At 62.5% G+C, this 22,576-nt stretch carries 22 protein-coding genes and 1 tRNA gene; 14 read left to right on the forward strand and 9 right to left on the reverse strand.

Annotated features, from left to right (window positions below; translation table 11 throughout):
* Positions 1 to 13 precede the first annotated feature (13 nt).
* Genes HK439_RS16580 through eda form a run of 4 tightly spaced genes read left to right on the forward strand, consistent with a single transcriptional unit; the run spans position 14 to position 5,039 of the window.
* Positions 14 to 958: a carbohydrate kinase family protein gene (locus HK439_RS16580; RefSeq protein WP_190292647.1), complete on the forward strand. Its 945-nt coding sequence runs from the start codon at positions 14 to 16 to the stop codon at positions 956 to 958.
* A 58-nt stretch (positions 959 to 1,016) separates the two neighbouring features.
* Entirely contained in the window at positions 1,017 to 2,489 is a 1,473-nt protein-coding gene (gene zwf / locus HK439_RS16585) for a glucose-6-phosphate dehydrogenase (RefSeq protein ID WP_190292648.1), read from the forward strand.
* A 46-nt stretch (positions 2,490 to 2,535) separates the two neighbouring features.
* A complete protein-coding gene (gene edd / locus HK439_RS16590) occupies positions 2,536 to 4,359 on the forward strand; it encodes a phosphogluconate dehydratase (protein ID WP_190292649.1) in 1,824 nt (607 codons plus the stop codon).
* 41 nt (positions 4,360 to 4,400) lie between these two features.
* Positions 4,401 to 5,039, forward strand: coding sequence for a bifunctional 4-hydroxy-2-oxoglutarate aldolase/2-dehydro-3-deoxy-phosphogluconate aldolase (gene eda / locus HK439_RS16595; RefSeq protein ID WP_190292650.1), 639 nt, complete (start codon positions 4,401 to 4,403; stop codon positions 5,037 to 5,039).
* Between the two features lie 56 nt (positions 5,040 to 5,095).
* Here the strand turns inward: eda and HK439_RS16600 are convergent, their stop codons facing one another.
* Both HK439_RS16600 and HK439_RS16605 read right to left on the reverse strand, forming a co-directional pair.
* Positions 5,096 to 5,629, reverse strand: a complete 534-nt coding sequence (locus HK439_RS16600; RefSeq protein WP_190292651.1) for a PilZ domain-containing protein — start codon at positions 5,627 to 5,629, stop codon at positions 5,096 to 5,098.
* A gap of 132 nt (positions 5,630 to 5,761) precedes the next feature.
* On the reverse strand, positions 5,762 to 6,352 hold the full coding sequence (locus HK439_RS16605; protein WP_190292652.1) for a LysE family translocator: 591 nt from the start codon (positions 6,350 to 6,352) through the stop codon (positions 5,762 to 5,764).
* A gap of 131 nt (positions 6,353 to 6,483) precedes the next feature.
* Between HK439_RS16605 and HK439_RS16610 the strand changes: the two genes are divergently transcribed.
* From HK439_RS16610 to HK439_RS16625, 4 genes are all read left to right on the forward strand, one after another.
* Positions 6,484 to 7,275 carry a delta-class carbonic anhydrase gene (locus HK439_RS16610; protein WP_209011888.1) on the forward strand — a complete coding sequence of 264 codons (792 nt, stop codon included), beginning with the start codon at positions 6,484 to 6,486 and terminating at the stop codon, positions 7,273 to 7,275.
* A 136-nt stretch (positions 7,276 to 7,411) separates the two neighbouring features.
* Positions 7,412 to 9,046 (forward strand): glucose-6-phosphate isomerase, encoded by a 1,635-nt coding sequence (gene pgi / locus HK439_RS16615; RefSeq protein WP_190292654.1) that lies wholly within the window; start codon positions 7,412 to 7,414, stop codon positions 9,044 to 9,046.
* Positions 9,047 to 9,218: 172 nt separating this feature from the next.
* Positions 9,219 to 9,491, forward strand: coding sequence for a bacteriocin (locus tag HK439_RS16620; protein WP_190292655.1), 273 nt, complete (start codon positions 9,219 to 9,221; stop codon positions 9,489 to 9,491).
* A 77-nt stretch (positions 9,492 to 9,568) separates the two neighbouring features.
* Positions 9,569 to 9,841: a hypothetical protein gene (locus HK439_RS16625; protein WP_190292656.1), complete on the forward strand. Its 273-nt coding sequence runs from the start codon at positions 9,569 to 9,571 to the stop codon at positions 9,839 to 9,841.
* 90 nt (positions 9,842 to 9,931) lie between these two features.
* Here the strand turns inward: HK439_RS16625 and ald are convergent, their stop codons facing one another.
* Positions 9,932 to 11,068 (reverse strand): alanine dehydrogenase, encoded by a 1,137-nt coding sequence (ald, locus tag HK439_RS16630; RefSeq protein WP_190292657.1) that lies wholly within the window; start codon positions 11,066 to 11,068, stop codon positions 9,932 to 9,934.
* Between the two features lie 152 nt (positions 11,069 to 11,220).
* On the opposite strand from ald, the gene HK439_RS16635 reads away from it, so the two are divergent.
* The 3 genes from HK439_RS16635 (at position 11,221) to HK439_RS16645 (ending at position 13,948) form a co-directional block, all read left to right on the forward strand.
* Entirely contained in the window at positions 11,221 to 11,694 is a 474-nt protein-coding gene (locus tag HK439_RS16635) for an Lrp/AsnC family transcriptional regulator (RefSeq protein WP_190292658.1), read from the forward strand.
* 101 nt (positions 11,695 to 11,795) lie between these two features.
* Entirely contained in the window at positions 11,796 to 12,674 is an 879-nt protein-coding gene (locus HK439_RS16640) for an SMP-30/gluconolactonase/LRE family protein (RefSeq protein WP_190292659.1), read from the forward strand.
* 98 nt (positions 12,675 to 12,772) lie between these two features.
* Positions 12,773 to 13,948 (forward strand): low temperature requirement protein A, encoded by a 1,176-nt coding sequence (locus HK439_RS16645; RefSeq protein ID WP_190292660.1) that lies wholly within the window; start codon positions 12,773 to 12,775, stop codon positions 13,946 to 13,948.
* Here HK439_RS16645 and HK439_RS16650 read toward each other — a convergent pair.
* The 4 genes from HK439_RS16650 to HK439_RS16665 all read right to left on the reverse strand — a co-directional run bounded on the left by HK439_RS16650 (position 13,945) and on the right by HK439_RS16665 (position 17,351).
* A complete protein-coding gene (locus HK439_RS16650; RefSeq protein ID WP_190292661.1) occupies positions 13,945 to 14,535 on the reverse strand; it encodes a hypothetical protein in 591 nt (196 codons plus the stop codon). The genes HK439_RS16645 and HK439_RS16650 overlap by 4 nt on opposite strands.
* 118 nt (positions 14,536 to 14,653) lie before the next feature.
* On the reverse strand, positions 14,654 to 15,442 hold the full coding sequence (locus HK439_RS16655) for a rhodanese-related sulfurtransferase (protein WP_190292662.1): 789 nt from the start codon (positions 15,440 to 15,442) through the stop codon (positions 14,654 to 14,656).
* A gap of 113 nt (positions 15,443 to 15,555) precedes the next feature.
* The gene (locus HK439_RS16660; protein ID WP_190292663.1) at positions 15,556 to 15,738 is read right to left on the reverse strand and encodes a hypothetical protein; all 183 of its coding nucleotides are present in this window, start codon (positions 15,736 to 15,738) and stop codon (positions 15,556 to 15,558) included.
* Positions 15,735 to 17,351, reverse strand: a complete 1,617-nt coding sequence (locus tag HK439_RS16665) for an FAD-dependent monooxygenase (RefSeq protein ID WP_190292664.1) — start codon at positions 17,349 to 17,351, stop codon at positions 15,735 to 15,737. The genes HK439_RS16660 and HK439_RS16665 overlap by 4 nt, the downstream gene beginning before the upstream one ends.
* Positions 17,352 to 17,423: 72 nt before the next feature.
* Here HK439_RS16665 and HK439_RS16670 point away from each other — a divergent pair, with 72 nt between their 5' ends.
* Positions 17,424 to 18,149, forward strand: coding sequence for a helix-turn-helix transcriptional regulator (locus tag HK439_RS16670; protein ID WP_190292665.1), 726 nt, complete (start codon positions 17,424 to 17,426; stop codon positions 18,147 to 18,149).
* 12 nt (positions 18,150 to 18,161) lie between these two features.
* Here the strand turns inward: HK439_RS16670 and HK439_RS16675 are convergent, their stop codons facing one another.
* Together HK439_RS16675 and HK439_RS16680 are read right to left on the reverse strand one after the other, a co-directional pair.
* Complete coding sequence (locus HK439_RS16675; protein ID WP_190292666.1) at positions 18,162 to 19,070, reverse strand: NAD(P)-dependent oxidoreductase; 909 nt, start codon at positions 19,068 to 19,070, stop codon at positions 18,162 to 18,164.
* Between the two features lie 294 nt (positions 19,071 to 19,364).
* Positions 19,365 to 19,440, reverse strand: a tRNA-Lys gene (locus tag HK439_RS16680).
* Positions 19,441 to 20,183: 743 nt separating this feature from the next.
* Between HK439_RS16680 and HK439_RS16685 the strand changes: the two genes are divergently transcribed.
* Together HK439_RS16685 and ilvN are read left to right on the forward strand one after the other, a co-directional pair.
* Entirely contained in the window at positions 20,184 to 21,959 is a 1,776-nt protein-coding gene (locus HK439_RS16685; protein WP_190292667.1) for an acetolactate synthase 3 large subunit, read from the forward strand.
* 10 nt (positions 21,960 to 21,969) lie between these two features.
* A complete protein-coding gene (gene ilvN, locus HK439_RS16690) occupies positions 21,970 to 22,545 on the forward strand; it encodes an acetolactate synthase small subunit (protein ID WP_190292668.1) in 576 nt (191 codons plus the stop codon).
* Positions 22,546 to 22,576: the final 31 nt, after the last annotated feature.

Genomic DNA, 22,576 nt, shown 5'->3' on the forward strand with positions numbered 1-22,576 from the left:
CTGGAAGAACCCGATGATACTGATTTGCGGCGAAGCGCTCTTCGACATGTTCGCCTCCGACCTCGCGCAGGACCCCGTCACCTTCGACGCCTATGTGGGCGGATCGCCCTTCAATGTTGCGATCGGCCTTGCCCGGCTTGGCGACGACGTCGCCTTTTTCGGCGGCATCTCGAAAGACCTGCTCGGTGAGAAACTGATCGGACGGCTCAGGTCGGAAGGCGTCGGTACCGGCCACGTCTGCCGTCCGGAAGCGCTCACGACCCTGAGCGTCGTGCAAAAGGATGCAAACGGCCATCCGGCCTATACCTTCTATGGCGACGGCGCCGCCGACCGCATGGTCACGGTGGCCGACCTGCCGTCGGAAATCGACGATCTTTCCATCCTGCACGTCGGGTCCTATTCCGCCCTCGTCGAACCGGTCGCTTCGGCCCTGAAGACCCTGATGAGGCAGCAGAAGGCGAACTGCCTGATCGCCTTTGACCCGAACATACGCCCGACGGTCGTCGCCGACCTTTGCCGCTGGCGGCAAAACACGGAAGAGATTGCCGCCCTTGCCGACATCATAAAGGTGAGCGACGAGGACCTTGCCCTGATTTACCCGGATCGGGACCCCGCGGAAATCGCCCGGCACTGGCTGGACCTTGGCGCCGGGCTCGTCGTCGTCACTGCCGGCGCCGGGGGGGCAACGGCCTTCACCGGGGACCTTAGCGTCCAAGTGCCCGGCAGGACCGTCACCGTCATCGACACCGTTGGCGCGGGAGACACCTTCCAGGCCGCCCTGCTGTCCGGGCTTGTCGCGCGTGACATCACGAGCCGGGATGCCATGGAGGGGCTTGACCATGCTGCACTGCATGAGATTGTCTTGAAGGCGGTCAACGCCTCGGCGCTGACCTGCACCAGACAGGGGGCGGACCTCCCCTCGCGGGAAGACGTGATCCGGTTTGAAAACAATTGCTGACAAGCAAATTAAATCGATTTAAAACCCGATCGAAATTACCAGATTTGAGGATCGTTTCATGGCGGCACGTTTCTTGGAGGTCGACGATTTTGACCTTGTGGTCTTTGGGGCCTCGGGCGATCTCGCCCACCGCAAACTGATCCCGGCCCTTTATCACCGCGACTGCGACGGCCAGTTGCCGGAAAACGCGCGAATCGTCTGCAGCGCCCGCCGCGACTATTCCCACGACGACTACCGCGAATGGGCCAGCCTGGCCCTGAAGGAGCATGTCAGGGACATCGACGAAGCTCATCTCAACCGCTTCCTGGGCCGGATCTACTACGTCAAGATCGACATCGGCAGCGGCGAAGGTTTCGACGACCTGAAGAAGATCCTGAACGAACGCGCCGATGTGATCCGCGCCTTCTATCTCGCCGTCGGTCCGGACCTGTTCGGCACGATCTGCGAGAAGATCGGCAGAGCCGGTCTCGTCACCGACCAGACGCGAGTTGTCATTGAAAAACCGATCGGCAAGGACGGCGCATCCGCCAAGATCCTGAACGACACCGTCGGCGCCGTCTTCGACGAGCACCAGATTTTCCGTATCGACCACTACCTGGGCAAGGAAACGGTGCAGAACCTGATGGCGCTGCGCTTCGCCAACGCCCTGTTCGAACCGCTGTGGAACGCCGCCCACATCGACCATGTCCAGATTACCGTCGCCGAATCCCTAGGGGTCGGCGGACGGGCGGGCTATTACGATACTGCCGGCGCCCTGCGCGACATGGTCCAGAACCACATTCTCCAGCTGCTCTGCCTTGTGGCCATGGAACCGCCGGAATCCATGGATGCCGACAGCGTCCGTGACGAGAAGCTGAAGGTCCTCAAGGCGCTTGCCCCGATCAGCGAACAGAATATGGAAAAGGTCACGGTCCGCGGCCAGTATCGTGCGGGTGCATCCGCAGGCGGAGCGGTACCCGGTTATCTGGAGGAACTCGGCGACCAGACGAGCACCACGGAAACCTTCGTCGCGCTGAAGGCGGAAATTGCCAACTGGCGCTGGGCGGGCGTTCCCTTCTATCTGCGCACCGGCAAGCGGCTTGCCCAGCGCGTCTCGGAGATCGTGGTCCAGTTCCGCCCGATCCCCCATTCGATCTTCGATGAGGAAGCAGGTACCATATCGGCGAACCGGCTGATCATTCGCCTGCAGCCGGATGAAGGCGTGCAGATGAAGGTCATGATCAAGGACCCGGGTCCGGGCGGCATGCGCCTGCGCCAGGTTCCCCTCGACATGAGCTTTGCCGAGGCCTTCAAGGTGCGCAATCCGGACGCCTACGAGCGGCTGATCATGGACGTGATCCGCGGCAACCAGACCCTGTTCATGCGCCGCGACGAAGTGGATGCCGCCTGGACCTGGGTCGACCCGATCCTGGAGGCCTGGGCAAATTCCAAGGACAAGCCACGCGGTTACACCGCCGGCACCTGGGGCCCGTCGGCCTCCATTGCCCTGGTCGAACGCGACGGCCGCACCTGGGCCGAAGACGGGCTTTGAGCCGCCCGGCCCGACACCTGAGAACCAAGCGATCGAGGAACCAGCCATGACGACCATCCAAGCCCGCGTCGGCGAAGTCACCGAACGCATCGTCAAACGCAGCCACGACGGCCGCTCGCGTTATCTGGACCGTATCCGTGCCGCCGCCGACAAGGGGCCGCACCGCTCCCGCCTGTCCTGCGGCAACCTCGCCCACGGCTTTGCCGCCTGCGGCCTGTCCGACAAGCAGGCGCTCTCCGGCGACGTGGTGCCGAACCTCGGCATCATCACCGCCTATAACGACATGCTGTCGGCCCATCAGCCTTACGAGCATTTTCCCGACCTGATCCGTCAGGCCGCGCATGAAGTGGGTGCCGTGGCGCAGGTCGCCGGAGGCGTGCCGGCCATGTGCGACGGCGTCACCCAGGGCCAGGACGGCATGGAACTGTCGCTGTTTTCCCGCGATGTGATCGCCATGGCCGCGGCCGTCGGCCTGTCGCACCAGATGTTCGACGCCGCGGTGTTCCTGGGGATCTGCGACAAGATCGTGCCCGGACTGGTGATTTCCGCCCTCTCCTTCGGCCATCTGCCGGTGGTCTTCATTCCCGCCGGCCCGATGACGACGGGCATTTCCAACGACGAGAAGGCCAAGATCCGCCAGCTCTATGCCGAAGGCAAGGTCGGCCGGGACGCGCTGCTGGAATCGGAATCCAAGGCCTATCACGGGCCGGGAACCTGCACCTTCTACGGCACCGCCAATTCCAACCAGATGCTGATGGAGATCATGGGGCTGCACATGCCGGGCGCCTCTTTCGTCAATCCGGGCACGCCCTTGCGCGATGCCCTGACCCGCGAAGCCGCGAAACGGGCGCTCGCCATCACCGCTCTCGGCAACGAATTCACCCCCGTCGGCGAGGTGATCGACGAAAAGGCCATCGTCAACGGCGTCGTCGGCCTTCATGCCACCGGCGGGTCCACCAACCACACCATGCACCTGGTCGCCATGGCGGCAACCGCCGGCATCCGGCTGACATGGGACGATATTTCCGATCTTTCCGACGTGGTCCCGCTTCTGGCTCGCGTCTACCCGAACGGCAAATCTGACGTGAACCATTTCCAGGCCGCCGGCGGCCTCGGCTTCCTGATCCGGGAACTGCTTTCGGGCGGTTACCTGCACCAGGACGTCAAGACGGTCCACGGCACGGACCTCGCCGGCTATACGGTCGAAGCCAAACTCGACGGTGACGGCACCGTCCGGCGCGAGCCGGTGCCGGACGCCTCCGGCGACGAGACCGTTCTGGCGCCGCTTGCCAAGGCGTTCCAGCCGACCGGCGGACTGAAGATGCTGACCGGCAACATCGGCAAGGCGGTGATCAAGATTTCGGCCGTCGCGAAGGAGCGTCATGTCATCGAAGCGCCCGCCCGCGTGTTCCATTCCCAGGAAGACTTCCTCGCCGCCTTCTCGCGCAAGGAACTCAACAGCGATGTCGCCGCTGTGGTCCGCTTCATGGGCCCTAAGGCCTGCGGCATGCCGGAGCTGCACAAACTCACCCCTTCCCTCGGCATCCTGCAGGACCGCGGCCACAAGGTGGCGCTGATAACCGACGGGCGCATGTCGGGCGCCTCCGGCAAGGTGCCCGCGGCCATCCATGTCACCCCGGAAGCCGCCGACGGCGGCGCGATCGCAAGGATCCGCGACGGCGACATGATCCGCATCAACGCCGTGACCGGCGCTCTGGAGGTTCTGGTCGACGCGGCGGAATTCGCCGCCCGCGAACCGGCAACCCAGGACATGAGCGCGCATCAGACCGGTGTCGGCCGCGACCTCTTCGCCGCCTTCCGCGCCAACGTCGGTACGGCGGATACGGGCGCGCATGTTTTCGGCGCGTGAGAACAGATTTAGGCTGAAAGCCCTTCGAGGAGATCCGATTAATGTCCCAGAACACCGACCGGCTGGATGCCATCATGACCGCGGCTCCGGTCATTCCGGTCCTGATCATTGAAGACCCCAAAAGAGCGGTCCCCATGGCCAAGGCGCTGGTGCGCGGCGGGTTGAAGGTCCTGGAAATCACGCTTAGAACCGCACATGCGCTTGAAGCCATTGACGCCATCCGCGAACACGTCAGCGACGCGATCGTCGGTGCGGGAACGGTCCTGAACGCCGGCCAGTATGCCGATGTGGTTGCCGCCGGGTCCCAGTTCGTCGTGTCGCCCGGGGCGACCGATGCGCTGGTCGATGCTGCGGCCCATTATGACGTGCCGCTGCTGCCGGGAGCGGCAACGGCTTCGGAAGTCATGCGCCTGATGGAACGCGGTTACAGCCGGCTGAAATTCTTCCCCGCCGAACAGGCCGGAGGTGCTGCCTATCTGAAATCCCTGTCCTCGCCCTTGAGCGCGATAAAATTCTGCCCGACCGGCGGCATTACGCCGGAAAAGGCGAAGACCTACCTCGGCCTGCCGAATGTGGTCTGCGTCGGCGGGTCCTGGGTCGCGACCGCCGAGATGATCATGGCTGAAGAATGGGATGAAATCGAACGGCTGGCCCGCGCCGCGGCGGCACTCGGCAAATAGGCCGGCGAACAGGGACCGCCGTTTCAGGTTGCCTGCCGATCGTTTGGCAAGCCGACTTAACTGGCCGGTTCCACGGTTTCCCAGACAAGGCGAAGCCCTGCGGAATTGTCGTTACGCCAGACGAACTCGCCAAGAACCGGCTTGTCGAACTTCTTGATGGTAAGCATGACTTCCTCGGGCAGGGACTTGAAACCCTTGGCAGTGACGCGGCAGCCGTTCTGGCCTGCGTCCACGATCGTCCCGGAAATTTCGGTGATGCCATCCTTGTCGGCGATCTTGACCGGGATGGAGACCTTGTTGCGCCGCTCCCGCCGCTTGTCCTGAACCGTGCCGGTCTCTCCACGCGGGAAGACGACTGCCGCCTCGTTGCCCTTGACCGCGGTCACCTGCGCCTTGGTCAGCTTGCCGGTATTGCCGACGCGGATGCCGATATTCTTGCGCAACTCGTTCACGTCGTCCGCAATGAGCTTGCATCCCCACTCGCTCACGTTCGAGGCGGTGGCCTTGATGCAGGCAAGGTTGTCGAAGTCAATCACAAGGACTTCTTCCGTGACATCTTCCTGATCCTGAAGGTGCGCGAGGCCGTGCATTACCCATCTCCGAAATCTACCGAAATTGAAACTATCAACAAACGGTTGCCGATCACTTAAGGGAAACCGGTTTTTGATGCGGTTACCTCATTCAATATTCAGCAGTTTTGACAGTTCTTCGGTTCACTGGGCCTACATCTGGGCATAGGCCGCAAGCGCGACAACGGCGAGCATGGACAGGGCCATCAGCACGTTGATGGTAAAATGTGCCCGCTCGCTCAGATCCAGACGATGAAGGTAGATCCCGGCGCCCAGCCAGAGCAGATGCACGGGTATCCAGATGGCGTTGATCGCAAGGAATTTCAGGACCGTTTCCGTAGCAAGACTATCCGGATAGAAATTGAAGCCTGAGAAGAACGTCGTATTGACCGCGTAGGCCTTGGGATTGATCGCCTGAAGCGCCAGCCCCCCCATGATACCCGGCGCCCGCTCGGAATGGATGAAGGCAATCCGCGTTCCGGACAGGGCGATCTTGAGCGCAAGATAGAAGAGATACGCGGCCGAGGCGTAAAACAGGATGTCCCTGACGACCGGAACGGAGAAGATGACGGCGGCCAGGCCGCTGACCACGGCAAGAGCGACCATATTCGTGCCGATGAAAAGCCCGGTGACATAGCGCAGACCCGCCCGGGCACCGAACCCGGATCCGACACCGGCCGTCGACAGCACGCCGGGACCCGGCGTGATCAGAAGAAAAAAGACGGCACCGAGAAAGATCAGCATGACGAGAGTGAGCAAACCTGCGATTGAATTGGTGGATCGATTCTATTTACCGATATCCCAAGGATAAAGGGACCGAAGGGATATAACAGTGTTAACCTCCCGAATGAAAATTCGATATGGAGCCCATTTCCATGAAACCTTTGACGACACCGACATTTGCGCTGGTATTTTCCTGCTGCCTCTTTGCAACCGCTGCGACCGCGGAAACCCTTTGCACCGGGTTCGGCCCGCAAACGCCCCGCGACATCTCGAATAAAGCCGGAACAAATCCCCGGACGTTCACCCTCGCGCCCGACGCCACAAAAATGAACCTGTGCGATATCCACACCCATACCAATGCCGAACACAAGGGGCCCGGCTTCACGGTATTTGCCGGCGGCGGCGAACATGGCGGCTTCAAGTGCAACGAGACCGATCAGTTGACCGAGGCGGAGCTCGAGGATCCGGGCGAACTTGCCTATCACGGCGTGAAGCCGGGCGACACCATCGAGGTTCACTGGGTTTACACCTCATGCGATGGTATTCCCGGACCGGGCCTCGGCTCGTGTCTGAGCGACACTTGCGCCAACCCGCAATTGCGCGTGGAAGCCCAGGTCTTTCTGGTCGTGAACGATCCGAAGGCCCTCGACTTCACGGATTTCGCCTATGAGGACAACAAGGTGAACGGCCTGTACCAGGCCAAGGCGCTTCCGACGGGAACCGGCGAGCCCGTGCGCTTTGCCGGATCGACCACCGGACCGAGCTATACCCAGGAGGTCTGTTCGCCTCTCCAGGTCACCTGGAGCGTTCGGCCGCAATGCGCGAAGCTCGACATCAACTCGCTGAACCGGTGGGCGAAAAACGGCAACATCTTCAAGGAGGACCACTCCCATGGCGTCCGCCAGCTCGTGACCGCACCGGAACTTCTGGCGCCGATCGATTAAGTCGTAAACTCATCCATATTTTCAGCCTGCCCCTCCTCTCCCCCGGTATCCTGTGCTAAGACGCTACCGGAGGAGAGGATCTCGGGAATCCTCTCGTTTTAATCGTTTTAAATACACATCCCAGGAGGCCCTTTGCATGGCTGCAGCGGACACTTTCCAGAACCTCGCCTCCCATGCCCGGACGTTTGAAGAGCGGCCCTTGCGCAAGCTGTTTGAGGCCTACCCGGCCCGTTTCGACACGCTGTCGTTCCGCCTCGATGATCTGCTGATCGATTTCTCCAAATGCATCCTGGACGAAAAGGCGCTGGAGCTGCTTCTCGGTCTCGCCCGTGAAGCCGGCGTGGAAGCCCGCCGGGATGCCATGTTCGAAGGCGCAAAGATCAACGAAACCGAAGGCCGCGCCGTCTTGCATACCGCCTTGCGGAACAGTTCGGACCGGCCCGTGCTTGTCGATGGCGAGAACGTCATGCCTGAGATCCGCTCCGTGCTGACAGCAATGGCCGACTTCGCCGAAGTGGTCCGCGCCGGTGATCTGACGGCAAAGAACGGCGCGCCTTTCACCGACGTGGTCAATATCGGTATCGGCGGCTCCGACCTGGGCCCCCTGATGACCACGCTGGCGCTGGCGCCCTACCACGACGGTCCGGCGGTCCACTACGTCTCCAACGTCGACGGCGCTCATATCGCCGATACGCTGAAGGCGCTTAACCCGGCAACAACCTTGATCCTGGTCGCCTCGAAAACCTTCACCACCATCGAAACCATGACCAATGCGCAGACGGCGCGCAAATGGATCACCGATGTGCTCGGCGAAGAGGCCGTCGAAGCGCATTTCGCGGCCATTTCCACAGCCCTCGACAAGGTCGCGGCCTTCGGCATCGCGGAGGACAGGATCTTCGGCTTCTGGGACTGGGTCGGCGGACGCTACTCCATCTGGTCGGCCATCGGCCTGCCGCTGATGATCGCCATCGGCCCCGATGCCTTCGCCGATTTCCTGGAAGGCGCCCATGCCATGGACCGGCATTTCGCCGAAGCGCCGCTGGAGACCAACCTGCCTGTGCTGCTTGGACTGGTCGGTGTCTGGAACCGGGATATCCTGGGGTATTCCGCGCGGGCGGTCCTGCCCTATGACCAGCGGCTTGCCCGCCTTCCCGCCTACCTGCAGCAGCTCGACATGGAATCCAACGGCAAACGGGTCAGGCTGGACGGCACACCGGTAGACATGGACACGGGGCCACTGGTCTGGGGCGAACCCGGCACCAACGGACAGCACGCCTTCTACCAGCTCCTGCATCAGGGAACGACAGTGATCCCTTGCGAATTCATCGTTGCCGCCAGGGGCCACGAAGCGGATCTCGTTCACCATCACGAAATGCTGGTCGCAAATTGCCTGGCCCAGTCGGAGGCCCTGATGGTCGGCCGAACGCTTCAGGAGGCGAAAGCCCTGCTGAAGGCATCAGGGAAGTCGGACGAAGAAGCGGACCGCCTTGCCCCGCACAAGGTTTTCCCCGGCAACCGGCCGTCCCTGACCATTGCCTACGACAGGCTGACCCCGTTTGCACTTGGCCGGCTGATCGCCCTTTACGAGCACCGGGTCTTCGTCGAGGGCGTGATCTGGGGGATCAATTCCTTCGACCAGTGGGGTGTGGAACTCGGCAAGGAACTCGCGACCGCGCTGCTGCCCATGGTCCGGGGCGAACAGGGACCGGACGGCAAGGACAGCTCCACGAAAGGCCTTCTCGCCACGCTTTCTCAACCGGTCGCCGGTTAGGCTTCAAATGGTGGAGACCGCTCCACAGACCGATTGCCGTCTTGAAGAAACCCGATTACCTTTGGGCATCTTTAAGCGAAAAATATGGAACGAAATGACATATCTCATTGTTGCCAATACAATATGATGAGATCACCTTCGTACTCTTCGATGGAATCTGGAGACTTGTGAAATGAAGAAGTTGATTGTTCTCGCAGCTGCCGGTCTGCTTCTGGCGGCCTGCCAGTCGGACAGCCAGCGTGACCGTGCGCTCGTCGGCGGCGGCCTCGGTGCTGCAACCGGGGCAGTCATCGGTTCGGCCATTGACGGCGGCGGTGCCGGCGGCGCCATTGCCGGTGCCGCGATCGGTGCAGTCGGCGGCGCGGTCGTCGGATCGGCGACCACTCCGAAGAACTGCGTTGCCTATGACCGCTACGGCCGTCCGTACCGGGTTGCATGCCCGTAAAATAGACAAGACCGACATTTGGCCAGAACCGTTGTAAAATAAGGGTGATTCGATTCCTAAAACGTCGGGAGGCGTGGATGAAACCCTTACTTGCCGTAGCGGTTCTGGCCGTTTTCCTAGCCGGTTGCGTAAACAGCGAAAGCCAGCGGGACCGCATGCTGATCGGCGGAGGTCTCGGTGCGGCGACCGGTGCCGCGGTCGGCGCTGCCGTCGGCTCGGGCGGGGGAGCCACCCTTGCCGGCGCTGCAATCGGTGCCATGGGCGGCGGGATTATCGGCGTGATGACCACGCCGAGGAACTGCGTTGCCCGCGACCAGAACGGCGTGCCCTACAAGGTGCGCTGCCCCTGAGGCGGCGAATTACCGGACCGGTCTTCAGAAACGACAAAAGGCAGGGGCGCAAGCCCCTGCCTTTTTCATGTTCTTCCGCAGGAAGTTGCCTCAGGCGGCCTGCGACACCTTGGTTTCCAGCGCCGTCTTCGGATCGACGAAGTCATAGCCAAGTGCGGTGGCGACGGCTTCGCAGGTAACCATGCCGGCATGAACGTTCAGGCCCGGCAGGAACAGCGGGTCATCGAGCAGCGCCTGCTTCGCGCCCTTGTCTGCAAGGGCGAGCGTGAACGGCAGGGTGGCGTTGTTGAGTGCATAGGCAGACGTCCGCGGAACAGCACCCGGCATGTTCGCCACGCAGTAATGGACGACCTCGTCGACGATATAGCTCGGCTCCGAATGGGTGGTCGGCTTCGAGGTGGCAAAGCAGCCGCCCTGGTCGATGGCCACGTCCACCAGAACCGCCCCCGGCTTCATGCGCTTGACCATGTCCGCGCTGACAAGCTTCGGTGCTGCCGCTCCGGGAACCAGAACCGCGCCGACCACCATGTCGGCGTCCATGACGTACTGCTCCAGCGCCGCCTTCGTGGAATAGACGGTCTTCAGCGCCGGCCCGAAGGTCTGCGACAGATGGGCCAGAACGGTGACGTTGCGATCCAGCACCGTCACGTCCGCGCCGAGGCCCAGAGCCATTGTGATGCAGTTGGAGCCGACGACGCCGCCACCGATGACGACGACCTTGGCCGGCGCAACGCCCGGCACGCCGCCGATGAGGATGCCCACGCCGCCGTTTGCACGTTCCAGCGCGGTCGCGCCAGCGGTCACGGCCAGCCGGCCGGCGACCTGGGACATCGGCGCCAGCAGCGGCAGCCCGCCATCGACACCCTGGACCGTTTCATAGGCGATGCAGGTCGCGCCGGACTTCACAAGGTCCGCCGTCTGGGGCGCATCGGGCGCAAGGTGGAGATAGGTGAAAAGGATATGATCCGGACGCAGCATGGCTCGTTCCACGGCCTGCGGCTCCTTGACCTTGACGATCATTTCCGCCGTGTCGAAGACTTCGGCCGCCGATCCGAGGATCTTCGCGCCCGCGGCTTCATAGACCGCGTCGTCCGCACGGATGCCCGCGCCCGCCTGGGTTTCCACGAAAACCTCGTGGCCGCGCGCCACGATCTCCTGAACACTGTCCGGGGTCAGACCGACCCGGTATTCCTGGTTCTTGATTTCCTTCGGCACACCGATGCGCATGATTTTGCCCTCTCTGGTCGGGTTCGAGTTGCTAACTATTTTAAGCCACCATCGCTCGAATTTCCTTGCAATCGCCGCATGGAAAACCTCAAAATTGCAATATCGAAATAAAAATTGGCAAATTATTCGAATTTTCTGCCAAAGGAGCTTTCATGAAACTCGATCGGCTTGACCGCCGTATCCTTCAGGAACTGCAACGCGACGGACGGATTGCCAATGCGGACCTTGCCGAAAAGGTCGGCCTGTCGCCGTCGACCTGCCTGCGCCGCGTCCGCGCCCTGGAAGACGTCGGGATCATAGACAAGTATGTCGCGCTTTTGGATCAGCGCAAGCTTGGAAGGCGTATGGATGTCTTCGTCGAAATCGCCCTGACGGGCCAGTCGAACGAGGTGCTGGAGAGTTTCGAAAAGGCGGTCGCCCGCTCCGGCGAGATCATGGAATGCTATCTGATGGCCGGCGACGCCGACTACATGCTGCGCGTGACGGCCGCCGACCCGACCGATTTCGAGCGTATTCACCGGGAGGAACTGGCGCGCCTGCCCGGCGTTCTCAGAATGAAATCCTCCTTCGCCATCCGGCCGATCGTGCGCAAGACCGCCTTTCCGATGGCCGAAAACCGCGATTGATCGGCCGGTGCACGTCGGTGGACAATCCGTATCGACGCCCTTGATGACGCAAGTTATAGTCGCGACAGCACATGGAGCTGCACCAAGGGAGAAACCGCAGGGTGACCTACAAGGTAACCCGGCTTATCGATCCGACCTATCAGCTGGCCGAATGTCCGACATGGGACGACAGGACCGGCCGCCTGCTGTGGACCGATATTCAAGGCCGGACCATCCAGTCCATGGACTGGGCCACCAAATCCATCACATCGTGGCAATTCGAAAACGAGGTCGGATCATTCGGCCTGGCGGATGACGGCCGGCTTGTCGTCAGCGTGTGGGACAAGGTCATCCTGTTCGATCCTGAGAGAGGCGAAAGGTCGGTGCTGGCGGAGATCGAGACCGACCTGCCCCAGACCCGGCTGAACGACGGCAAGGTGGGCCCGGACGGCGCCTTCTGGGTCGGCACCATGGACACGTCGGACCCGCGTGAGCCGATCGGCGGGTTCTACCGGGTGGATGCGGGCGGCGACGTCTGGCAGATCCGCGACGGGCTCAAGGTCTCCAATGGTCTCGCCTGGTCCCCGGACGGAACCCTCATGTACCATTCCGACAGTTCGCCGGGATGGATCGAGGCCTATGTCTTCGATCCTGCGACCGGCGCTCTCGGAGCGAAGATGCTCTTCGCCCAACAGAAAGACGAGACCGGCAGACCGGACGGCGCCACCGTGGATGCGGAAGGCAACTACTGGAGCGCGGGCGTCTCCGCCGGTGTTCTCAACTGCTTTTCGCCCGACGGCGAGCTGAAACGCGCCATTCCCATGCCTTGCCCGAAGCCGACCATGCCCTGCTTCTGCGGACCTGATCTCGACCAGCTGGTGGTCACGAGCCTCAAGGCTTCACCGGAGACCGACGACGGTGTCTCCGGCGGGGTCTATCTGGTGGAAGGCCATGGGACAAAGGGCCTGCCGGCGGCCCGGTTCAGGACGGGCGCAATCTGACCGCTCGCGTCGCCTGGCGTCCTTCCCGGTTGTAAGGCCTTGCCAATATCGCAAGAATGCGAAACCGCCTTTTCAACCGCGAGCCTAATTGCCTGATCATGTCCTTGCTCTACCGCCCCCTGATTGCCAGAAACCCCGCAGAAGCACACCGGGCGGCGACGCCCCTGGAACTGCTGTTCGATCTTGTCTCGGTCATCGCGATTGCCGCGGCCGCGGCGGGCCTCCATCATGCCGTCGTCGAAGCACACACCTTCGAAGGCGTGATCACCTTCCTGATGGCCTTTTTCGCGATCTGGTGGGCCTGGATGAACTACACCTGGTTCGCCTCGGCCTATGACAATGACGACATGGTCTTCCGGCTTCTGACCATGGTCATCATGGCCGGCTCGCTGACCATGGCCGCAGGCATCAATGTCCTGGTCGAGACCGGTGACCTCGCCATGGTCGTCATCGGCTATGTGATCATGCGCGTCGGCATGATCGCCTTCTGGCTCAGGGCGGCCGCATCCGACCGGAAGCGCCAAGCGACGGCCATCGCCTATGCGGTCGGCATCGGCCTCGTTCAGATATTCTGGATCGTCGCCTTCATTCCGCTGCAACCTCTCGCGGCTCCCGTGAATTACGGTCTGTTTCTCGTCGGGGTGGTGCTGGAGCTGACCGTCCCGGTGATCGCGGAACGCAAGAGCACCACACCCTGGCACCGCCATCACATCATCGAACGCTACGGCCTGTTGAACATCATCGTTCTCGGCGAAACCCTGCTGTCGGGCGCCATGTCGCTGCAGCAACTGGCCGACGGCACGATCGACTTCGCCTTCATCGACGTTGCCGTATCCGCCCTCGTCATCGTCTTTTCCATGTGGTGGCTTTATTTCAGCGCCGAGGACCATCTTGAAACCAGCGACCTCAACCGCGCCCTGATCTGGGGCTATGGCCACTACATCATATTTGCGTCGGGCGCCGCCGTCGGCGTCGGTTTCGCCATTCTGGTGGATGTCCTCTCCGGTCACGGACATGCGTCTCTAATGGCCGGGACCTACGCCGTCGCGGTCCCGGTCGCGCTTTACATGGTCGGCCTGTGGTTCGTCCGCGACCGTTTTACACTCAAGGGAAGCGCCCGTTTTTCGCTACCGGTCTTTGCCGTGCCGGTTCTGCTCGCTCCGCTCACACCGGTCGCCCTGGAAGGCATCGCCGGCGCGGTTGCCCTCAGCGTGATTTCAAGGAATTGCCTGGCCCACAGGGCGCACGGAATACGTAACCCCGGCAGCCACTAGTATCTGCAGCCGCTGCGCACCCTGACCGGCTTCCAGACGGTCTGCGCCTCGCGGACCTTCACGGTACGGGTCACGGTGCTGTAGACCGCCGGTTCGCGCACGACCTGCTGTGATGCCGGCTGGACCAGCACCCGTTCCTTGACCGATCCGTAGATCGCCGGCTGGCGGACGGCGACCCTGCCGCCCGGCTTCACCAGCACCCGTTCCTGGACGGTGGAATAAGCGGGTGGATAGGCGATCTTGCACAGGATCCGGCGTCCTTTCCGGACACGGTATTCCCAGCCGTAGCTTGCAGGCCGGACCTGCACCCGGCGGGACTGAAGCGCATAAACGGGCGCAACGGTGCGATAGCTGATCCGTTCCGGCTGAAGCACCACCTGCCGGGCCCGATAGGCATAGACGGCAGGCTGGCGCACCACATGACTGGAAGCCGGCCTGACCAGCACCTGTTCCTGAACGGTCTGGTAGACGGCCGGAACGACGGCCTGCTCGTAACAGGCAAGCGCCCTGCCGCCGGCAAAGGCCGATTGATGCTGGGAGAGGGCCAACAAAATGCCCACACTGGCGCTGACAACGGTTCGACGCATGACACTTCCCCCCTGTCCCGAGCCTGTGAAATGACAGGCCGCAAGGCGAAGTCTAGGGAAAATTAACGAAGTGTTAAACCCCAAAAAGCCGCAACGTCAGGTCCGGACATACAGTTCGCTACCGGTTGTCGTAATCCGTATCTTCGTTGATCACGTGCCGGGCTTCTTCCGGCACCCACTCTCCCCAGCGCGGCTCGAGCTTGTGATCGACCGAGACCCGATCGTCGAAGACGAAACACTCGCCCTTCCAGAGGCTTTTGTCCTCCGGTACCTTTTCCAGGTAATTCAGGATGCCGCCCTGAAGGTGATAGACCTCTTCAAAGCCTTCCCGGAGCATGAGCGAGGTGGCCTTTTCGCAGCGGATACCGCCGGTGCAGAACATGGCGACCTTCGGCTTGTTCTCAAGCTCGACCGCCTGTTGCACCCAGTCGGGAAACTCGCGGAACGACTGGGTCTTCGGGTTGAGTGCGCGCTCGAAGGTGCCGAAGGCATATTCGTAGTCGTTGCGGGTATCGATGACGACCACATCCGGGTCGCTGATCAGTTCGTTCCAGTCTTCCGGCTTAACATAGGTGCCGACCAGTTCGTTCGGATCGATGCCGTCGACTGCAAGCCGCACGATCTCCTGTTTCAGGCGCACCTTCATGCGCTTGAACACGTGCCGGTGGCTCCAGGCCTCCTTGTGCTCCAGGTCCGCAAGCCGCGGATCGGCGCGCAGGTGCTCCAGAAGCTCCCGGACCCCGTACTGGGGACCGCACACCGTGCCGTTGATGCCTTCGCGCGCCAGGAGCAGGCTGCCGCGCACGTCCCGTTCCACGCAGAACCGCTTCAGCGCGTCACGCATCTCCTCGTAGTTCTCGAGGGTGGCAAACTTGTAGAGGGCGGCAATCAGGTACTGGTTCGACATGGCGCTCAGGCTTCGGGCAGCTGTATTTCTTTGCGGTCAGAGTGACCCGCCGCTTATACAGCCATGGCAGAGCAAAAGAGAAGTCCGCAATTCATCGGACCCCTCGCCGCCAATTATTCGCGAGCCAGGTCCTTCCTGCAGTCCGCGATCAGCGCCAGCGCCTTCTCGCCTTCACCGATCTCCTGACCGAGCGCCAGGCAGAGCTTCGCCAGGAACACTTCCGTGTATTCCGGAGCAATGGCGTCAATCGCCTCCGCCATCGCCTCATAGAAGGTTTCGAACTCGTCTGAAGTCATCGAGCCCCTCCTGCATTTTGAAGAATATGGCGCAGAGCGTTTTCAACCCCGTCCGGTTCGCCCTGACGCCACCTTGCCGCCACGTGCATGTCGGGGCGGATGAGATAGAGCGTGCCCTCTTCCGCGTCATAGGCGCGGGCGCCATCCGTCTCTAACCCGATACGTAGGACAGTCACGCCTTCCATCCAGTCCAATTCACCTTTATCCGGCCCGTCTCCGAAGGAAAGAACCGTAAAGCCTGAAAGCCTTTCGGAAAGATGCCCCTGGTCCAGAGGCGGGTCGGCGGCGACCGAACCGGGAGCGGGGCCGGAGGAAAAAGCCGGATCGTCTGCAAGCGTGACCGGGCTGTCGGCATAGGTATAGGGAACCATCTGCCGGGGGTTTGCCAGCGCACCTGCGTATGGTTTCGTCAGGGCGAGCGACAGGGCCGCGTCGCGCATCACCTGCCAGCCATGGCTCGGCGGCGTCATGAACCGGGTGCTTTTCGAGGCATTGGCAAAGACGTCCAGCGTCGCTCCGCGCCGTTCCGGCGTATAGCTGTCGAGCAGTCCCTCCCCGGCCCGGCCATTCAGCACCCAGCCCAGTTTCCAGCCGATGTTCTGGACATCGGCGAGCCCGTTGTTCAGGCCGCGCACGCCGAAGATCGGCACGATATGGGCGCTGTCGCCGATGAAGAAGATCCGCCCGTCCCGGTAATCGTCGAGCGCCAGCGTGTTCGCCGAATAGACGCTCCACCATTCCAGATCGTAACCGCCGGTATGGCCGATATCGGCCAGCACCGCTTCCACGTTTCGGCGCACTTCCTCTTCCCGCGTCGCCTCTTCCGCGGATTCGGCGTCGCGCAGCTGGTAGTCGATCCGCCAGATGTTGTCGGGCTGACGATGCACCAGCACGGTTCCGCCCGGCCGGCAGACCGGGTCGAACAGGGCCCGGCGGATGGTCGGATAATCGTGTTCCATGCGCACGTCGGCAATCACGTAGCGGCCTTCGTAATTCTCGCCCTGAAGCCTGAGCCCACGCATTTTCCGGACCGGGCTGTGGGCGCCGTCGGCCGCCAGCACCCAGTCCGCCTTGAAGGCGTAGTCCGCGGCCGGATCGGAGACGGAAAGCCTGACCCCGTCGTTCTCGTCGGCGACATCCGTTACCGCGCTCTGCCAGCGGATCTCGATCAGCGGCGAGGCATCCGCCGCCTCCCACAGGAACTGCTCGATATACTGCTGCTGGAGATTGTACATCGGCCGGAACCGCTCGGCCTCACTGTCCGGCATCTTGAATTCCAGGATCTGCTTGCCCCGGTAGAATGTCCGCCCCGTGGTCCAGCCGAGTGACTTCTCCAAAAACGGCTTCAACGCGCCGATCCGGTCGAGGATGTAATAGCTCTGGCGCGCAATGCAGATCGCCCGGCTGCCGTCGTTGAAGGTCGCCTTCTTTTCCAGAACCACCGACCGCACGCCCTCACTGGCGAGGGTGAGCGCCGCTGTCAGCCCGACCGGGCCCGCGCCGACGATTGCCACCGGCGCATCGTCGCTCAGATGGGCGCGGTCCGTCGGGCCGTCGAAATGCGGATAGGTGAAATAGAGCGAATCGAGTTCCAATCGGCCTGCAGGACGCATGGGGGTTTCCTCCCTTTCTGGAACAGGCGAGGCCTGTCTTTCCCCTGCTATACATCGCAGGCGCCATGGAATATGTCCTCTTTTATGGAGGACAAGGACCATAGTCACGCCGCTGGCGGCAGTCTTGCGGACGTCTCGCAATGCCTGGGCACGCTCGGCAAACCGGCGTTCCTGGAGCCTTTCTTTGACCTTCTGAAATCCACGGCGACCGCCCAGATCATGATTTTCAGCTACAGGGACAACCACGCCCAGTGCCTGCTGTCGCGCAATTTCATCGAAGGCGGCATCGGCAAGCGCCTGGCCGCGGACTATCTGGACGACTGGTTCCTGCAGGACCCGCTCTATACGCGGATCATGGCCCTCGACGGGGGAAGTTTCGAAACCCACCGGCTGAAAGACGTCCTGCCGGAAGTTTCGCAAGACTACCGGCGCCGGTTCTTCGACGACCCGTCCATCGAGGACAAGACGACGGTGCTGTCGGTCAGCAAACAACGGCTGGCGATCAGCTTCTACTGGCAGACCCGATGTGACACCTCACCGGATCTTCTGAATATCGCCGCCCGGCTGGTCCAGCTTCATTTCGACGCCCTGGCGCCCTCGTCCGAACCGCCTGCCCTGCAGGTACTGTCGGCCCGCGAGCGGGACATTTGCCTCGGTATGCTGGCCGGCAAGAAAGCGGAGCTGATCGGCCACGAACTCGACATCAAGCCCACCAGCGTCGCCACCTACCGCCAGCGGGCCTACGAGAAACTCGGTATCAATTCCCGCGGCGAACTGTTCGCCATCTGCCGGACTTAGGGAAATGGACGTTTAGCGTTCCGACCGCCGATTTTCGTTGGCCGCCTGCGGCGCGAGCGCCCTGACCGTCTCGACCATGCCGCGCGACGTGTCCCGGGTGCGCCTTGTCTCGTGGCCGAAGGGCGAGTTTGCCAAGAGGCGCATCATCGCGGCCGCGCCCTCATGGAAACCGCCGGTCAGGCCGAGCGCTTCGTAGGTGTCGCGGATTTCCTCCATCTCCCGCACCCAGCGCCCCGCATCGGCGGGCAGGCGCGGAATGTTGGTTTCCGCCTTGGTGAGAAACCCCGGCTGGCTGCGCTTCAGTTCCGCGATAAAGGCCTCAAGCAGTCCCATCCGTTCGGCAGCCACGAACCCGGCGGTCAGCAGCGCGTTGTGCCCCTTGGTCTGGGAGGCGTAGACCATCTTGAAACCGGAGGCATCGCCGATGCAGTCGCCAAGGTGAACGATCTCGAACGCCGGACCGTCGAGCACATCGAGCATCTCGCTCCCTGTCCCGGAAAGATAAAGCCGCGGAACCTTGCCGTCCTTCGGCGGCTGGCCGACGATGCCGCCGTCGACGAACGTTGCCGGCGTGTCGTCGAACAGGTCTGCTATCTCCCGCACCAGCACCGGCGAAATCGCGTTGCCTTCGACAAAGATAAGTGGTTTGGGCGCGTCGCGCAGGCAGTCCGCCACGGCGCGGGCTTCCTCCTGCGCGACGGCCGGCGGCAGGACGGAAAACAGGATATCGCAGGCGGCAACGAGGCTCGTCAGATCCGCAGCGTCTTCAATCCCCGCCTCTTTCGCCCGTCCGACGCTCTCCCGCGAACGCCCTGTCAGCACGGACACGACCCGGAACCCGGCCCCGGTCAGTTCCCGGGCCATGTTGCCACCCATCTCGCCGATGCCGAGAAGTCCGATGACGGGATTTTCCGTGCTCATTGCGCCCCTCCGAAGCGATTATGGTGAGGGACTATGTGTCGGGGGACTGTTCGGACGCAAGCAACAAGCTTTGTCGAACGGCATTCATCGGACTGATACGGGAAAAGAAATAGCGGGTTCGGCGCGAAGGGTTCGACCCCTTAGGGGTTCGCAAGGCGAACAGCCGCCCGAGCTGATGCGAGGCCCCGACTGGAGCGAAGCGCCTTTGACAAAAGGCGCGGCAGCGTGAAGCGAAACGACGAAGTCGGAAATCGCTCGCTCAAGTAGCCGAAGGCGGTAGCGCAACGAGAAAAATGGTGGGTGCACAGGGATTCGAACCCGGGACCGTCTGATTAAGAGTCAGATGCTCTACCAACTGAGCTATACACCCATCGCGGCCGCGCTCGAAGCGCACCGGATGGCGGGTATATATCGTCGTGATCGGCTCGGCACAATCCCTTTCGTGACATTTTTTTGGCATTTCCCGAATGACATGGGAGCAAGGCCTTCAGCCTTGCCCTTCCCTCGCTTGTCATCCCCGGCAAGCACAGCGCGACCGGGGATCCAGTACGCCGTGACGTCTCGACTCAAGCAACCACCGTCTCGGAATACTGGATCCCGGCTCTCCGCTGCGCTCCGGCCGGGATGACAACCGGGGTTGGGCAAAGCCGTGCGCCCGCACAATTGCGCCCCTCACCGCCGCCTCCCGTCAAACCCCGCCTGTAATTTTCAAAAAGCCTTGCCACGATAAACGCAATAAATGGAATTTTGCACTTGACCCTGCCTGCCCCCCTGACTAGGGTGCGGCGCATCAAGAAGGAGGTTGTGTTCCTTCGCGATCTCCGGTCCGGGGTCTCCGGCCGTTGAATTGTCAAAAGTTTCGGATTCGGGAAGACTGCATCATGACGTCTCTCATTCTAGTAGTAGGAAAGCGCGCCGCCGGAACGGGATGACCCGTTCGGAACAGGCTGGCGCGCGCTGAGGTCCCGATGGGGCCTTTTTTTATGCCTCCCCGTTCCGCTTCGTGCTTCCGGATGAGCCGGATCAAGGTCGCGAATTCGAAACCCTGACAAAAACCCAGAAAACAGACACGACGAGCCACATGCCGACAGGCCAAACGCAAGGAAATCGAGAATGACACGGGAGATGACCGGCGCCAACATGGTGATCCAGGCGCTGCAGGACCAGGGAGTTGACACCGTTTTCGGCTACCCGGGCGGCGCTGTGCTTCCGATCTATGACGAGATCATTCAGCAGGACGCGGTCGAGCATATCCTTGTGCGCCACGAGCAGGGCGCCGGCCATGCGGCCGAAGGCTATGCGCGGGCCACCGGCAAGCCGGGCGTGGTGCTGGTTACCTCCGGTCCGGGCGCGACCAACATGGTCACGGCGCTGACCGACGCCATGATGGACAGCATCCCGCTGGTCTGCATCACCGGCCAGGTCCCGACCCATCTGATCGGCAACGATGCCTTCCAGGAATGCGACACGGTCGGCATCACCCGGCCGTGCACCAAGCACAACTGGCTGGTCCGCGACGTCGACGACCTCGCCCGCATCCTGCATGAGGCCTTTTATGTCGCCACCTCCGGCCGGCCGGGCCCGGTCGTTGTCGACATTCCGAAGGACGTCCAGTTCGCCACCGGCACCTATCACGGCCCGAGCGCAAACCCGGCCGCCGCCCACAAGAGCTACCGTCCGCAGGTCAAGGGTGATGCCCAGTCGATCCGGGCGGCTGCCGAACTGATGGCCCATGCCAAGAAGCCGGTGTTCTATACCGGAGGCGGCGTCGTCAACTCCGGTCCCCATGCCGCCCAGCTGCTGCGCGAACTGGTCGACCTGACCGGCTTCCCGATCACCTCCACCCTGATGGGCCTCGGCGCCTATCCGGCGAGCGGCGCAAACTGGCTCGGCATGCTCGGCATGCACGGCACCTTTGAAGCCAACATGACCATGCACGACTGTGACGTCATGGTCTGCATCGGTGCGCGCTTCGACGACCGCATCACCGGCCGCGTCGACGCCTTCGCGCCGGATGCCAAGATCATCCACATCGACATCGACCCGTCGTCGATCAACAAGACGGTCAAGGCCCATCTGCCGATCATCGGCGACGTCGGCCACGTTCTGGAGGATCTGGTGCGCATCTGGCGGTCGTCGTCGCTGAAGGCCGATCCGGCCGCGATGAAGGCCTGGTGGGAGCAGATCGACGCCTGGCGGGCGCGCAACTCGCTCGCCTACAAGCCCAACGAAGACATCATCATGCCGCAGTACGCCATTCAGCGGCTGTATGAACTGACCAAGGACCGCAACACCTATATCTCGACCGAGGTCGGCCAGCACCAGATGTGGGCCGCCCAGTTCTACGGCTTCGAGGCGCCGAACCGCTGGCTCACCTCCGGCGGCCTCGGCACCATGGGCTACGGCCTGCCCGCCTGCATCGGCGCCCAGGTCGCCCACCGCGACGCGCTGTGCATCGACATCGCCGGCGACGCCTCGATCCTGATGAACATCCAGGAAATGTCGACGGCGGTTCAATACGGCCTTCCGGTCAAGGTGTTCGTGCTGAACAACCAGTACATGGGCATGGTGCGCCAGTGGCAGCAGTTGCTTCACGGCAACCGCCTGTCCCACTCCTATACGGACAGCCTGCCCGACTTCGTCAAGCTGGCCGAAGCCTATGGCGGGGTCGGCTTCAGGGTCGACAAGCCGGGCGACCTGGACGGCGCCATCGAGGAAATGATTGCCGTCGACAAGCCGGTGCTGTTCGACTGCCGGGTGGCGAACCTTGCCAACTGCTTCCCGATGATCCCGTCTGGCAAGGCCCACAACGAAATGCTGCTTCCCGACGAAGCCAACGACGAAGCCGTGGCCAATGCCATCGGCGCGGCAGGCAAGGCCCTGGTTTGAGGATAGAAACATGAACGCACAAGCAAATCCGACCGCCCTATCCGCCTATTTCCTCGCGGAAGTCAGCGACAAGATCGAGACCCATACGCTTTCGGTCCTGGTCGACAACGAACCGGGCGTCCTCGCCCGGGTCATCGGCCTGTTTTCCGGCCGCGGCTACAACATCGACAGCCTCACCGTGTCGGAAACCGAGCACGAGAAGCACCTGTCGCGGATCACCATCGTCACCACCGGTACGCCCATGGTGATCGAGCAGATCCGCAACCAGCTCGACCGGCTGGTGCCCGTCCACCGGGTGACCGACCTCACCGTTCAGGCGCGCATGGCCAACCAGGAAAAGCCGCTGGAGCGGGAACTGGCGCTGGTGAAGGTCGCCGGCAGCGGCGACAAGCGCCTGGAAGCGCTCCGTCTCGGCGACGCCTTCCGCGCCACCGTCATCGACGCGACGACGGACCATTTCGTCTTCGAGATCACCGGCCGGACCTCCAAGATCGAGCAGTTCATCTCCATCATGAAACCGCTCGGCCTCGTGGAAGTCTCCCGCACCGGCGTGGCCGCCGTCCAGCGCGGCGCCGAAGGGCTTTAAGGTCCGGCTTGCCCGCCGCTTGTGAAATCAG

The sequence above is a fragment of the Roseibium aggregatum genome (genome assembly GCF_014692675.1).
Lineage (GTDB): Bacteria > Pseudomonadota > Alphaproteobacteria > Rhizobiales > Stappiaceae > Roseibium > Roseibium aggregatum_C.

Coding starts and splice junctions, on each gene's coding strand:
- HK439_RS16685 (WP_190292667.1), top strand. CDS start 20,184: ATGACACGGGAGATGACCGGCGCCAACATGGTGATCCAGGCGCTGCAG.
- HK439_RS16600 (WP_190292651.1), bottom strand. CDS start 5,629: ATGCACGGCCTCGCGCACCTTCAGGATCAGGAAGATGTCACGGAAGAA.
- HK439_RS16665 (WP_190292664.1), bottom strand. CDS start 17,351: ATGCGTCCTGCAGGCCGATTGGAACTCGATTCGCTCTATTTCACCTAT.
- edd (WP_190292649.1), top strand. CDS start 2,536: ATGACGACCATCCAAGCCCGCGTCGGCGAAGTCACCGAACGCATCGTC.
- zwf (WP_190292648.1), top strand. CDS start 1,017: ATGGCGGCACGTTTCTTGGAGGTCGACGATTTTGACCTTGTGGTCTTT.
- HK439_RS16675 (WP_190292666.1), bottom strand. CDS start 19,070: ATGAGCACGGAAAATCCCGTCATCGGACTTCTCGGCATCGGCGAGATG.
- HK439_RS16625 (WP_190292656.1), top strand. CDS start 9,569: ATGAAACCCTTACTTGCCGTAGCGGTTCTGGCCGTTTTCCTAGCCGGT.
- HK439_RS16645 (WP_190292660.1), top strand. CDS start 12,773: ATGTCCTTGCTCTACCGCCCCCTGATTGCCAGAAACCCCGCAGAAGCA.
- HK439_RS16620 (WP_190292655.1), top strand. CDS start 9,219: ATGAAGAAGTTGATTGTTCTCGCAGCTGCCGGTCTGCTTCTGGCGGCC.
- pgi (WP_190292654.1), top strand. CDS start 7,412: ATGGCTGCAGCGGACACTTTCCAGAACCTCGCCTCCCATGCCCGGACG.
- ilvN (WP_190292668.1), top strand. CDS start 21,970: ATGAACGCACAAGCAAATCCGACCGCCCTATCCGCCTATTTCCTCGCG.
- HK439_RS16610 (WP_209011888.1), top strand. CDS start 6,484: ATGAAACCTTTGACGACACCGACATTTGCGCTGGTATTTTCCTGCTGC.
- HK439_RS16660 (WP_190292663.1), bottom strand. CDS start 15,738: ATGACTTCAGACGAGTTCGAAACCTTCTATGAGGCGATGGCGGAGGCG.
- eda (WP_190292650.1), top strand. CDS start 4,401: ATGTCCCAGAACACCGACCGGCTGGATGCCATCATGACCGCGGCTCCG.
- ald (WP_190292657.1), bottom strand. CDS start 11,068: ATGCGCATCGGTGTGCCGAAGGAAATCAAGAACCAGGAATACCGGGTC.
- HK439_RS16655 (WP_190292662.1), bottom strand. CDS start 15,442: ATGTCGAACCAGTACCTGATTGCCGCCCTCTACAAGTTTGCCACCCTC.
- HK439_RS16650 (WP_190292661.1), bottom strand. CDS start 14,535: ATGCGTCGAACCGTTGTCAGCGCCAGTGTGGGCATTTTGTTGGCCCTC.
- HK439_RS16605 (WP_190292652.1), bottom strand. CDS start 6,352: ATGCTGATCTTTCTCGGTGCCGTCTTTTTTCTTCTGATCACGCCGGGT.
- HK439_RS16635 (WP_190292658.1), top strand. CDS start 11,221: ATGAAACTCGATCGGCTTGACCGCCGTATCCTTCAGGAACTGCAACGC.
- HK439_RS16670 (WP_190292665.1), top strand. CDS start 17,424: ATGTCCTCTTTTATGGAGGACAAGGACCATAGTCACGCCGCTGGCGGC.
- HK439_RS16580 (WP_190292647.1), top strand. CDS start 14: ATGATACTGATTTGCGGCGAAGCGCTCTTCGACATGTTCGCCTCCGAC.